Origin of the sequence: Catenuloplanes sp. NPDC051500, from assembly GCF_044454585.1 — a bacterium.
GTDB lineage: Bacteria > Actinomycetota > Actinomycetes > Mycobacteriales > Micromonosporaceae > Catenuloplanes.
The window spans coordinates 607,052-619,551 of the sequence record NZ_JBITDX010000001.1 but is presented as its reverse complement, the minus strand read 5'-3'; the positions used below and the strand labels follow the sequence as shown (position 1 = coordinate 619,551).

Here is a 12,500-nt window from a genome sequence, read left to right as displayed (position 1 = left end):
GGTTATCGGTTTCCGTTGTGTTTATGGGTGTGGGCTTATGGGCTCTGCTTATGGTCGTCGCTTCGCTCCTCCGGGCTCGGCGCCACTCCCGGCGCTGACGCGGCCACCGGCAGACGAAGAGCGTGTCTGCCGGTGGCCGCGTCAGCTCTGGTCGAACGCGCCTCACGTGGGCGGTACAGACGCGCGCGGGTCGGGGGAAACTGCAGAGAAAAGCGTCGGGGGTACGACTGGGGGCGACTGAGCGCGACTGGGGGCGACTGGGGCTGGTGGGGGGTTTTGGCGTGGGGGTGGGGGTGGAGGGGGTTGGATGGGGGGATGAGATCGACTCGCCGGCGGCTGTTGCTCGGGCTGGCTGGGGTGGGTGTGGCCGGCGGGTGTGGGGATCCGCGGGACGAGGGCGCGCCGACCATTGCGTATGTGGTGCCGGATACGGCGTCGAACTTTTCGGTGGAGTTGGGGCTCGGATATCAGGCAGGTGCGGCGCGGGTGGCAGGCGTGCAGACCTCCGTGTCGGGGCCCGAGGTGGTGGACGGGCCGCGGCAGGTGCAGCGGTTCCAGACGCTTGCGGACAGCCGGATCGACGGCATCTCGGTCACCACGCTCTCGCCCGAGTTGTTCGCCCGCCCGATGGCAGCGGCCGCGAAGGCAGGCGTTCAGCTGATCGCGGTGGGCGTGCGGCCCGCGCCCGCGTCGGGCGTGCCGCTGCTGGTCAGCAACGACAATTATGAGCTGGGCCGGATGCTGGCCGACGAGATCATCCGGCGGCTGCCGGCGAACGCGACCGGGACGGTGGTGCTCGGCACGATCGCGCCCGGCGTGCCGACCATGGACTTCCGGACCCAGGGCATGCGCGACCGGTTCGTCGAGAAACTGCCGAAGATCAGCGTCACCGGGCCGTACGACACCGCGCAGGACGTGACGGCCAACCGCGCCGCGTGGGCGCGTCTGGCCACCGCGAACCCGGACGCGCTGGCGTTCATCGGCAACGGCGACCCGGACGCGTTCAATCTGGCGTCGGTCCGGTCCGAGCTGGGCGGGCGGTGGCTGGCCGGTGCGTTCGACCTGGCCGCGGAGTCGCTCGCCGCGGTCCGGGACGGGCGCCTCACCGCGGTGGTCTCGCCGGAGCACTACCTGAAGGCCGCGGTCGCCGCGTGGATCCAGGCCGAGCATGCGGCCGGCGGTGATCCGCTGCCGGAGGGCTGGGCCTACATCCCGGGGCTTGCCGTCTCCGCGGAGAACGTGGAATCGGTGGTCATCCGGCAGGCCTCCGCGGCGGCCCGGGCGGCACAGCTGGACGCGCGGATCGAGGAGATCAAGGCGAGCCTCCCGGACCGGCTGCGCCCGATCGACGACGCCCGCTGAGCGGAACCCTCAGTCCGTGGCGGAGCGGACCGATCGGTCACGCACAGGGCCGCTGGGGCCGCACGAGAGCAGACACGGGAGGTGCCAGCGATGCCTGCGCGTTTCCCCCGCGGGCGCGGCGCCGCCCGGATGGCTATCGCCGGCCTGGCGTTGAGCCTGCTCGCGCTGGCCGCGCTGGCCATGGCCTCGAACCTGATCATGCAGCGGGCCACCTCCGGCGTGAGCCGGCTCAACGGCATCAGCGACGAGTGGGGCCAGGTCTTCCAGAGCCTCAACGCCGAGCAGGACGCGATGCGAGACTACCTGCGGGCCGGCAACGAGGTGGGCCGCAAACCGCTCGCCTCGGCCATCGGCGGCGGCGAGGAGAACCTGCTCTGGCTCGCGGACAACGGCGACCCGGACGACAGGCTTGTGGTGGCCGTCATCCTGCCCGCCTACCGGTCGTACGGGCAGACGCTGCGCCGGCTGATCGAGCTGGGCGACGAGGGCGCGACCGCCCGGGTGCAGGCGCAGGCCGGGCAGGCCGACCTCGCGGAGCAGGCGCTGCGCAAGCAGATCTCGGCGCAGATGGACCGCATCCGGCTGGAGACCACCGGCTTCCTGGAGGAGGCGGAGGCGCAGAACAACTGGCTGCGCGCCACCTCCCTGGTCATGATCGGTGTGGTGCTGCTGCCGCTCGGTCTCTCCGCCGCGGTGCTGGTCGGCTACCAGCGCCGCATCGAACGCCAGGCTGCCGCGAACCGCTACCAGGCGCTGCACGACCCGCTCACCGGCCTCGCCAACCGGCTGCTGCTCCACGAACAGACCGATCGCGCGGTACGGGAGGCCGCGCGCCACCAGGACCGGATCGGGCTGCTGTTGATCGACCTCAACCGCTTCAAGGAGGTCAACGACACGCTCGGCCACGCCGCCGGCGACCTGCTGCTGCAGGAGGTCGCGGAACGGCTGAAGACCGCGGTCCGCGACTCGGACACGCCCGCGCGGCTCGGCGGCGACGAGTTCGCAGTGCTGCTGCCGCGGCTGTCCGCGCCGGGGGACGCGCTGCTTGTCGGGCGCCGGATCGCGGAGTCGTTCGCCGAGCCGGTCGTGCTCCCCGACGGGCAGGTGCTGCGTACCCACGGCTCGATCGGCATTTCGATCTTCCCCACCGACGCGTCGGACGCCTCGCAACTGCTCCAGCACGCCGACATCGCGATGTACACCGCGAAGCGCGGCGGGCTCGGCCCGACGATCTACACCGCGTCGCTTGAGGAACCCACACTCGACGGGGAGCCCGCCGCGCTGTAACACTTTCCCGCCATCCGGCGCTGTCACTGAGGGACCCCACGTCCACCAGTCAGCAAACGGACATATCTGGCGCGGAGGCCGTTGAATGCAGCAACCGGAGGAACTCGACGTCGCGCTGCGCGCCGCGCAGGCCGGCGACGACGAGGCGTTCCGGTTGCTCTACCGGCTCCAGCAACCGGCGCTCCTGCGCTACCTGCGCGTGCTCGTCGGCGACGACGCGGAAGACGTGGCCTCCGAGGCCTGGCTGCAGATCGCCCGCGACCTCGGCGGCTTCGCCGGAGACTGGGACGGTTTCCGCGGCTGGACCGCCACCATCGCCCGGCACCGCGCCATGGACAGCCTGCGCGCCCAGCGCCGCCGGCCGGTCTCCGCCCTTTCGATCTCCGCACTTCCGATCGAGCAGCTGCCGCCCGGTCCCGGGCTCGGAGTCGCCGAGGACACCGCGGACCGGGCGATCGAGCTGCTCGGAACTGAGGCCGCGGTCGCGCTGATCGCCTCGCTCCCGCGCGACCAGGCCGAGGCCGTGATGCTGCGGGTGGTGATCGGCCTGGACGCGAAGGCCACCGGGCGGATCCTCGGCAAGCGCGCCGGGGCGGTCCGGACGGCCGCGTACCGGGGACTGAAAGCGCTTGCCGAACGGCTCTCCGCACCCGCGCCACCACCCCGGCCCACGGCCCGCGTGACACATTCGCCGGCGCCGGCGCTGAGGGAGGTGAGATGAGCATGGACCGGGCGTCAGCGGAGCACCTCCTGCGGGAGGGCCGCTCCCGCCATGCCCACGATCCGCTCGCCGCACTGCTCACCGCCGCCTCGGCACCGGGGCCGGTGGACCGGGAACTGCCAGGTGAGGCCGCCGCGCTGGCCGCGTTCCGGGCCGCCCGCACCGCGCCGCGACCCCCGCGCCGGTTCGGCGCGCTGCGCGGCACGCTCACCCGGATGCTGAGCGTCAAGGTCGCCGCGTTCGGTGTGATCGCGACGGCCGGAGTGGGCAGCGTCGCGCTTGTCACGGTCACGTCGCCGCTTGAGCACTCCGGCCGGGGCACCCGCCCCGCCGCGACGGCGCGGACGCAGAGCGGTGCCACGCAGGCGCTTCCGCCGGCCGTGGCAGCGCCGCCGTCGGATGCCGCGGTCCTTCCCGGGCCCGAGGTCTCCGCAGGTCAGCGCGGCCGGAGCGCCCCGAGCCAGCTGTGCCGTGAGCTGACCGGCATGGACGACCGGCAGCGCGACCGCGCACTCCGCGACGTCCGCTACCACGACCTGGTCCGCGACGCGGGTGGCACCGACCGCGTCGACACCTTCTGCAGCGACCGCCAGTCCGCGGCCTCGCCCTCGCCGCAGCACCCGGGCTCCCGCGGTGACTCCCAAGACGACCTTCGTGGTGGCCCCGGAGATGGTGACCGCTCCCGGGACCGCGACTCGCCGCCGTACCGCGACGACGACTCATCCCGCGAGAACGGACCATCCCGCGACGGCGGATCATCCCGCGACGGCGGGCAGAACGGCTACCCCGGCGGCAGGCCGAGCACGCCTCCCAGCGTCTCGCCGGCCCCCAAACCCCCGCCGCAGGGGTAGCACCGGCGCCGGCGGGGGTGAACCACGGCAGCGTTCACCCCCGCCGGTCGCCACAACGACAGCAGTCCCGTGGGCGTCCCTAACCCCGCCCGCGGGACTGCGTAGTTCTGGGCAGTGCACCGCATCCACCTGCACAGACGGATCCGCATGACGAAGGTGCGGCCACCGGTCAGCCGGCCCCCTGCCGGACGAACGAAGGAAGGCCGGGCCCCGCTGGGGCCCGGCCTTCACTGATCAGACGAGATCAGCAGTCGTAGTACATCGCGAACTCGTGCGGGGTCGGGCGCAGGCGGACCGCGTCGACCTCGTTGGAGCGCTTGTAGTCGATCCAGGTCTCGATCAGGTCCTCGGTGAAGACGCCGCCCGCGGTCAGGTACTCGTGGTCGGACTCGAGCTTGTCGAGCACGGCGTCGAGGGAACCCGGCACGGTCTTGACGTTCGCGACCTCCTCCGGAGGGAGGTCGTAGAGGTCCTTGTCGATCGGGGCCGGGGGCTCGATCTTGTTCTTGATGCCGTCCAGGCCGGCCAGCAGCATGGCGGAGAACGCCAGGTACGGGTTGCTCGACGGGTCCGGCACGCGGAACTCGACGCGCTTGGCCTTCGGGTTGGTGCCGGTGACCGGGATGCGGGTGCAGGCGGACCGGTTACGCGCCGAGTAGACCAGGTTGACCGGCGCCTCGAAGCCCGGCACCAGGCGACGGTACGAGTTGACCGTCGGGTTGGTGAACGCGAGCAGCGACGGGGCGTGGCTGAGCAGGCCGCCGATGTACCAGCGGGCGGTGTCCGAGAGGCCGCCGTAGCCGGTCTCGTCGTAGAACAGCGGCTCGCCGTTCGCCCAGAGCGACTGGTGGGTGTGCATGCCCGAGCCGTTGTCGCCGAACAGCGGCTTCGGCATGAACGTGGCGGTCTTGCCGGCGTTCCAGGCGGTGTTCTTGATCATGTACTTGAACAGCTGGATCTGGTCACCGGAGTGCAGCAGCGTCGAGAACTTGTAGTTGATCTCGGCCTGGCCGGCGGTGCCGACCTCGTGGTGCGCCCGCTCGATGGTGAAGCCCGCGCCGATCAGCTTGTTGACCATCTCGTCGCGCAGGTCGGCGTAGTGGTCGACCGGCGGGACGGGGAAGTAACCGCCCTTGTACGCGGTCTTGTAACCGCGGTTGCCGCCCGGCTCCTCCTTGCCCGAGTTCCACCAGCCCTCGATCGAGTCGATGTGGTAGAACGCCTCGTTGGCCTGGGTGCTGTGGCGGATCGAGTCGAAGATGTAGAACTCCGCCTCGGCACCGAAATACGCCGTGTCCGCGATGCCGGAGGACGCGAGGTAGGCCTCGGCCTTCTTGGCGACGTTGCGCGGGTCACGCGAGTAGGCCTCCCGCGTGAACGGGTCGTGGATGAAGAAGTTGAGCGCGACCGTCTTGTTGACCCGGAACGGGTCGATGAAGGCGGAGGCGACGTCCGGCAGCAGCAGCATGTCGGACTCGTGGATGGCCTGGAACCCGCGGATCGAGGACCCGTCGAAGGCGAGGCCGTCGGAGAAGACGGAGTCGTCGAAGGACTCGACCGGAATCGTGAAGTGCTGCATCACGCCCGGCAGGTCACAGAAGCGAACATCGACGAACTTAACGTCCTCATCCTTGAGGTATCGCAGGAGCTCCTCGGAATTGGCGAACACACGTCCTCCTGGCACGTCCACTTGAAGCTGACTGGTCGCGACCGTATGGCTGCGGGGTTGCCCGAGCATGTCTCGATCGTTTCCGCCGTGTTACGACCACATGCTGGTCGATTATGCACCCGGCGGGGTTCCGGAGGGGACCTGAACGGACCATACAGCGCAGGCCCGGACCGGGTTCCCGGCTCCCGCATACTGACCGTTAACCTGGATCTCCGTGGCAGCGAATCCCGCGAATGGACATCAGAAGCCGAATGATCCGCCGAACGGCGGTGACATCGAACTGCCGACACTCGGCCGCCGCTTCGGCGCACTCGTCATCGACTGGGCGTTATGCCTTCTGGTGGCGAGCCTCTACGGCGAACCGGCGCGTGACGGCTGGTCGCCGGTCGTCGCGCTGATCTTCATCTACACCGTTTTCGCAGGATTCTTCGCCCAGACGCCCGGCATGGCGCTGGTCCGGATCGCGGTGGTCGACGTGGACACCGGCGACCGCATCGGCCCCCTGCGCGGACTGCTCCGCGGCCTCGCGATCTGTCTCGTCGTGCCGCTTCTCGTCCTCGACGACCGCCGCCGCGGCCTGCACGACCGCCTGGCCCGCTCGATCGTCATCCCCGCACCGCGAAAAAAGCCTTAACTCCACAATCGGATATTCCCGCTTTCGCCGGGGCCGAGCCCCGCGTGCTCCCGCGGGCCGCGGATCCGTGGGTGGCCGGGTCCGGAGAACCAGACCACCCCGAACCGCCTCAGCGAAGCGCGGCAAGCTCGTCCGCACTGGCGACGACGTGGTCGACCATGCCGTACTCGCGCGCCTGCTCGGCGGTGAACCAGCGGTCGCGGTCCCAGTCCTCGGCGATCTGTTCCGGTGTCTGCCCGGTGTGCCGCGCGATCAGCTCCATCGTGGTGCGCCGCACGTGAAGCATGCTCTGCGCCTGGATGGCGATGTCCGCGCTTGTGCCGCCGATGCCGCCGGAGACCTGGTGCATCATGATCCGCGCGTGCGGCAGCGCGTACCGTTTGCCGGCCGCGCCCGCGCAGAGCAGGAACTGGCCCATTGACGCGCTCATGCCGAGCGCCACTGTAGCCACGTCGTTGCCGACGAAGCGCATGGTGTCGTAGACGGCCATGCCGGCGCTGACCGAGCCGCCGGGGGAGTTGATGTAGAGCACAATGTCGCGGGCCGGATCGTCCGCGGCGAGCAGCAGGATCTGCGCGCAGATGGTGTTCGCGATCGCGTCGTCGACCTCACGGCCGAGGAAGATGATCCGTTCCTGCAGCAGGCGCTCGAAGACCTGGCCCTCGAACAGGCCGCCCACGGCGGGCGCCTCCCGCATGCGGATCGGCTGCGCGGCGGCGGTCGGCTGCGTGGGCAGGGTCGGGTGGTGGTAACGCATGGCACGCTCCCGGAAGTCGGGGTGGGACGGGCCCACCCGGTCGCTTCCGTTCAGCGTGCGGCGACCATCGCCGTACCCTCGAAGGATTCTTCTGCCCGGAGAATCGCTTCCAGCGCAATGCTCGCGCGCAACCGCCCGGCGTTTCCGCCGCAGAGGCGCGCGGCCGATCGGGGACCGCCGCCGGCCGAGGCCGTGACCTGCCCGGAAGCTCCGCCGCCCAGGTGCGCTGCGGAGCGGGGGAAACCGTGTGCCGGGACCGCCGCGCGCGGCGAGAGGCGGCGCGGGTCGGTGCGGGCCAGCTCGCGGCGGGCCTCGTCGAGCAGGTCGCCGAGCCCGATGCCGAGCGAGCGGCAGATCGCGGCCAGGATCTCCGACGAGGCCTCCTTGCGGCCCCGCTCGATCTCCGAGAGGTACGGCAGCGAGACGTCGGCGTCACGGGCCACGTCCTGAAGTGTCCGGCCCTGGGCGAGCCGGATCCGGCGCAGGACGGACCCGATGATGCGGCGCAGCAGCGGCACGGCAGACCTCCCGGTTACGGCGTTGCGGCGATCAGCGTCCGCGGGACTGGCGGAACTGGCCCTTGCTCGGGCGCATGTTCTTCGGGATCGCGCCCTTCGGCATCTGCGGCCGGGCGAACAGCGCGGCCAGCCGCTTGTCGAGCGCGTTGACCTCGGCGCCGGAGATGTCGCGTGGCAGGCGGAGCAGCGTCATCCGCAGCTTGCGGATCGACAACTCGTTCTCCCCGGTGCCGATCACGTAGTCGTGCAGCGGTGCGTTGCCGATCACCTTGGAGAGCCGCTTCTTCTCCGAGCTCAGCAGGTGCCGGACCTTGCTCGGGTCGCCCTCGCCGACAAGGATCACGCCGGGCCGCCCGATCACGATGTGCACCATGTCGAAGCTTGTGGTGGAGCTGGCCGCGGGCCGGACCCGCCAGTCGCCGCGCATCTGCTCAAGGATCGACGCGGCCGCGCCGGGCTGGCCCTCGGCGGCGGTCATCATCGCGCTGTTCGACCGGATGCTCAGCACGACCAGGCCGGCCAGCGGTGCGAGCAGGAAGAACAGGATGACCGTGAAGACGCCCCAGCCGAGCAGGATGGCCAGCACGGCGAGCGCGATCGGGACCACCAGCGCGGCGGCGAGAAGCGGCGCGAACCACTTGTCGTGCTTTGCGGTGAACTGAAACACCATCCCGATCTGCTTCAGCCGCTGGCCGAACGAGACCTTCTCCTGGGGCTTTGCCATGCGTCGAGTCTACGGTGCCGCGCCACAGCTTCGCGCGCCCGTCCTGACCGGCGCTGCGTAAGTACCTTACGGCGAATACGGCCCTTACCGAGCCGGGCTAAGACGTTACTAAGACACCGATATCGCCCGGGAATGCGGCACGCGCCTCATGTGGTGGGCCTGCCTTCCCGAGGACCGTAAGTGTCATCACCACGGCAGGCGCCACGAAACGGAAGGCATATCGATCATGTTGCAGAACTCGGAGATGATCCTCGCACTGCACCGCTCCCGCGAGGCCGACCTGATGCGCGCGGCCCGGGCGGACGCGCTGGCCGCCCACGTGCGCCGCGCACGTACCGGCAGATGGCATCCGCGCCGCCCCGGGCCCGCCCCCACACAGGCCTGAACCGGCGTATCGGATGATGGACCACCCCGGAACCGCTGAGGGGTCGGCACGGGGGAACGCGGGCCGGGCGCCGGAGACGGCTGCCCGGCCCGTGCTGGCCCTCGTCCCATCGACGCCCGTGTCGTACCCCCGTGGCATGCTCGGCTCTGTGCCCAGCTACCGCCACGGCCTCCCGCCCCCGCGCCGCGTGACGGCCGCCTCCGACACCACCGGAAGCGCGCTCGTCGGCCGGGACGGTGATCTCGCCGCCCTCCGGGAGAGCCTCAAGCGTGCCCGCGGCGGCGAGACCGCGGTGATGCTCATCGGCGGCGAGGCCGGCGTCGGGAAGACCCGGCTCTGCGAGGAGTTCGGCAGGCACGTCGGCGGCGAGGGCGTGCAACTGCTCACCGGCCAGTGCCTGGAGCTGGGCGAGGAGGGCCTGCCGTTCGCGCCGTTCGCGTCCGCGCTGCGCGAGGTGCTGCGGCGGGGCGGCGCCGACCTGTTCGCCGGGCACGAGCGCGAGTTCTCGGTGCTACTGCCGGAGCTGGGCCAGCCCGGCGTGGCCGAGGCGAGTCGCGGTTACCTGTTCGACCTGGTCGCCGGCCTGTTCGCGCGGATGGCGGCGGACCGGCCGCTGGTCCTGCTGATCGAGGACCTGCACTGGGCGGACCGGTCCACCCGCGACCTGATCGCCTTCCTGATCCGCGCCGGCCGCTCCGCCCGGGTGCTGCTCATCTGCACCTACCGGTCGGACGAGCTGCACCGCGGCCACCCGCTCCGGCCCTACCTCGCGGAGCTGGACCGGGTCCGCGGCGTCGAGCGCCGGGAGCTGGACCGCCTCGACCGGGACGGCACCGCGCGCGTCCTCACCCACCTGTTCGGCGCCGAGCCCACGGCCCGCGCCGTCGACGACATCCACGACAGGGCACAGGGGAACCCGTTCTTTGTCGAGGAACTCGCCGCGACCGCGGACCCGGTCGGCTGCGCCACCATCCCGGAGACGCTTCGCGATCTGCTGCTGGCCCGCGTCGACCGGCTGCCGGAGGCGGCGCAGCGCGTGCTGCGGATCGCGTCGGCCGGCGGCAACCAGGTCGGCCACGAGCTTCTGGTCGAGGCCGCCGGACTGCCGGCGGAACAGCTCGAGCCCGCACTCCGCGCCGCGATCGCCGGCCAGCTGCTTGTCGCCGACCGGGACGGTGGCTACGAGTTCCGGCACGCGCTGGTCCGCGAGGCGGTCCACGACGACCTGCTGCCCGGTGAGCGCACCCGGCTGCACGCGCGGTACGCCGCGATCATCGAGGCGGACATCTCGCTCGTCGGTGCGTCCCGCGCACCCGCGGAGATCGCCCACCACTGGTTCGTCGCGCATGACTACCCGCGCGCGCTGACCACCGCGCACACGGCCGCGGACGCTGCCTGCCGGCGGTATGCCTATGCGGAGCAGGGCCGCCTGCTGGAGCGCATGCTCGACCTCTGGGAGCAGGTGCCCGGCGCGGCCGGACTGCTCGGAATGTCCCACCTGGACCTGGTGGAGGAGACGATCGGCGCGGTCATCGCGGCCGGCGACTACCACCGCGGCGTCAGCCTCTCCCGGGCCGCGCTCGCCGAGGCCGACGACGAGGCGGAGCCGCTGCGCGTGGCCCGCCTGCTGGAACGGCGCGGTCACCTGCTGCGCACGCTCGGCAAGGCGGACGGCAGCCCCGAGCTGGAACGCGCGCTTGAGCTGGCGATGCGCTGCCCGCCTTCGGCCGAGCGGGTGCACCTGCTCGCCGACATCTCCGGTCACCTAACCAAGATCAAACGCGATTGGGGGTACGCCACCGCCGCGCTGGTCCGGGCCGCCGCCGAGGAAACGGCCGATCCCACGGCGCGGATAGCCGCCGGGATCGCGCTGGCCCGCATCGCCTGCCGCGTCGACTCGGTCGAGACCGGCATCGAGGACCAGCGCCGCGCGATCGTCCTGGCCCGCGATGCCGGCGATCTACCCGGTCTGGTGAAGGCGCTTGTCAACCTGTCGGACTCGCTCTTCGAGGTCGGCGACTGGACGGCAAGCGTCCGAGTCTCGGAAGAAGGCGCGGCCGAGGCCAAACGCGCCGGGATCAGCCGTTCCGTCGGCCTCTTTCTGATCTCGAACACGGCGGAGGCGCTTGTCGCGCTCGGCCGGTGGGACGAGGCGGACGTCCGCTGTGCCGACACGGCCCGCATCGACCCGGTCGGCAACCTCGGCGCGCACTGGACCATGCTTCGCGCGAAACTCTGGCTGGCCCGCGGCGCACCCGGCGCGGACGACGCGGTGGTGCGTGCCCTCGCCTACCTCGCCCGGCCGTACCTGGACGAGCAGATGCGCCTCCCGCTGCTGGAGCTGTCGATCACTGCGGCGCTGGCCCGCGGCGACCGGCCCGCCGCGCTCGACGCCGCCCGCCGGGCCGCCGACGACCCGCGCCTCGGCGAGTACCCGCGCTACGACTGGCCGCTCGTCGACGCGATCGCCGCCGCGGCCCGGGAAGCGGCGGACGTGTCCCTGGCCGCCCGGCTCGCCGCCATGACCGCGGGCTGGCTGGCGGCCTTCCCGCCGCAACGCGCCCACGCGGCCGAGACGCGCGCGCTCCTCACCGGCCTGGTGCCGGCCGCGGCCCTGGCCCCGCTGGACGCTCTCGCCGACGCCGACGCCGACGCCGACGCCGACGCCGACGCCGACGCCGACGCCGACGCCTCCGGTGCCGGCCGGCCGGTCGTGCGCGGGATCGTGCTTCCGGCGGCCGGTGGGACAGAGGTGGTGGACGGTCCGGCTTCCGCCGCCGGCGGGCCACTCCGAGGGTTCGGTCATCTGGTCCCAGCCGCCCTCACCGCGCCGAGCGCTTCCGTGGAACCCGGCATCGCCGGGGAGCGCGGCGTTTCTGGAGAGCGTGGCGTTTCCGGAGAGCGTGGCGTTTCTGGAGGACGCGGCGTTTCCGGGGGTCCCGGCGTCTCCGGAGGACGCGGAGCTTCTGGAGGGCCTGGCGTCGCCGGGGAGCCTGGCGTCTCCGGGGAGCCTGGCGTCTCAGGAGAGCGCGATGAGGACGGGCCGGGCGCGGACGAGCTGGCCGCCTGGCAGCGGGCGGTGGCGGTCTGGCGGGTGGACGGGCGTCCCTACAACCTGGCCCGTGCGCTGCTCCGGCTGGCCGAGGTCGCGGCCGCGTCCGCTGAGCGGGAGACGGCGGTCGTGGCGCTTGAGGAGTCCGGGGCGCTGGCCGGTTCGCTCGGTGCGGCGCCGCTGTCCGGCGCCGTCAGCACGCTCGCCCGGCGGCTCGGCCTGCGAGGCACAGTCGCCGGTGCGGTACCCGCGGCCCTGCCCGGCGTGCCGTTGCTCACCGGCCGGGAGCGCGAGGTGCTGCGCCTGGTCGCGGCCGGGCTGAGCAACGCGCGGATCGCGGCCGAGCTCTACATTTCGCCGAAGACGGCAAGCGTGCACGTCTCCCGGATCATCGCGAAGCTTGAGGTGGCGAACCGGGTGGAGGCCGCCGCGGTCGCGCACCGACTCGGCCTGCTCGACGCACCTCCGGCCGCGGCCGGATAGGATAAATCGCGCATATCGGAAAGCGACGGGAATGCGACCGCGTGGATGAGCGGCGAT

At 71.8% G+C, this 12,500-nt stretch carries 11 protein-coding genes; 7 read left to right on the top strand and 4 right to left on the bottom strand.

The window, feature by feature from the left end:
* Positions 1–315 precede the first annotated feature (315 nt).
* The 4 genes from ACIA8K_RS02575 (at position 316) to ACIA8K_RS02560 (ending at position 4,221) form a co-directional block, all read left to right on the top strand.
* The gene (locus ACIA8K_RS02575; protein WP_396054123.1) at positions 316–1,362 is read left to right on the top strand and encodes a sugar ABC transporter substrate-binding protein; all 1,047 of its coding nucleotides are present in this window, start codon (positions 316–318) and stop codon (positions 1,360–1,362) included.
* A gap of 90 nt (positions 1,363–1,452) precedes the next feature.
* Positions 1,453–2,649, top strand: coding sequence for a diguanylate cyclase domain-containing protein (locus ACIA8K_RS02570; RefSeq protein ID WP_396054121.1), 1,197 nt, complete (start codon positions 1,453–1,455; stop codon positions 2,647–2,649).
* 85 nt (positions 2,650–2,734) lie between these two features.
* Positions 2,735–3,370: an RNA polymerase sigma factor gene (locus ACIA8K_RS02565; RefSeq protein ID WP_396054119.1), complete on the top strand. Its 636-nt coding sequence runs from the start codon at positions 2,735–2,737 to the stop codon at positions 3,368–3,370.
* Positions 3,367–4,221 (top strand): hypothetical protein, encoded by an 855-nt coding sequence (locus ACIA8K_RS02560; protein WP_396054117.1) that lies wholly within the window; start codon positions 3,367–3,369, stop codon positions 4,219–4,221. Before ACIA8K_RS02565 ends, ACIA8K_RS02560 begins: the two co-directional genes overlap by 4 nt.
* Positions 4,222–4,465: 244 nt before the next feature.
* Here the strand turns inward: ACIA8K_RS02560 and glnA are convergent, their stop codons facing one another.
* Positions 4,466–5,890 carry a type I glutamate--ammonia ligase gene (gene glnA, locus ACIA8K_RS02555; protein ID WP_396054115.1) on the bottom strand — a complete coding sequence of 475 codons (1,425 nt, stop codon included), beginning with the start codon at positions 5,888–5,890 and terminating at the stop codon, positions 4,466–4,468.
* Positions 5,891–6,104: 214 nt separating this feature from the next.
* Here glnA and ACIA8K_RS02550 point away from each other — a divergent pair, with 214 nt between their 5' ends.
* Positions 6,105–6,524 (top strand): RDD family protein, encoded by a 420-nt coding sequence (locus tag ACIA8K_RS02550; RefSeq protein ID WP_396054113.1) that lies wholly within the window; start codon positions 6,105–6,107, stop codon positions 6,522–6,524.
* 109 nt (positions 6,525–6,633) lie between these two features.
* Here ACIA8K_RS02550 and ACIA8K_RS02545 read toward each other — a convergent pair whose 3' ends face one another.
* The 3 genes from ACIA8K_RS02545 to ACIA8K_RS02535 form a co-directional block, all read right to left on the bottom strand.
* The gene (locus tag ACIA8K_RS02545) at positions 6,634–7,221 is read right to left on the bottom strand and encodes a ClpP family protease (protein WP_396054496.1); all 588 of its coding nucleotides are present in this window, start codon (positions 7,219–7,221) and stop codon (positions 6,634–6,636) included.
* A gap of 110 nt (positions 7,222–7,331) precedes the next feature.
* Entirely contained in the window at positions 7,332–7,799 is a 468-nt protein-coding gene (locus tag ACIA8K_RS02540) for a helix-turn-helix domain-containing protein (protein ID WP_396054111.1), read from the bottom strand.
* 31 nt (positions 7,800–7,830) lie between these two features.
* Positions 7,831–8,523: a DUF4191 domain-containing protein gene (locus ACIA8K_RS02535; RefSeq protein ID WP_396054109.1), complete on the bottom strand. Its 693-nt coding sequence runs from the start codon at positions 8,521–8,523 to the stop codon at positions 7,831–7,833.
* Positions 8,524–8,749: 226 nt separating this feature from the next.
* On the opposite strand from ACIA8K_RS02535, the gene ACIA8K_RS02530 reads away from it, so the two are divergent.
* Both ACIA8K_RS02530 and ACIA8K_RS02525 read left to right on the top strand, forming a co-directional pair.
* Positions 8,750–8,908 (top strand): hypothetical protein, encoded by a 159-nt coding sequence (locus ACIA8K_RS02530; RefSeq protein WP_396054107.1) that lies wholly within the window; start codon positions 8,750–8,752, stop codon positions 8,906–8,908.
* 136 nt (positions 8,909–9,044) lie between these two features.
* Positions 9,045–12,443: an AAA family ATPase gene (locus tag ACIA8K_RS02525; RefSeq protein ID WP_396054105.1), complete on the top strand. Its 3,399-nt coding sequence runs from the start codon at positions 9,045–9,047 to the stop codon at positions 12,441–12,443.
* The last annotated feature ends 57 nt before the right edge of the window (positions 12,444–12,500 follow it).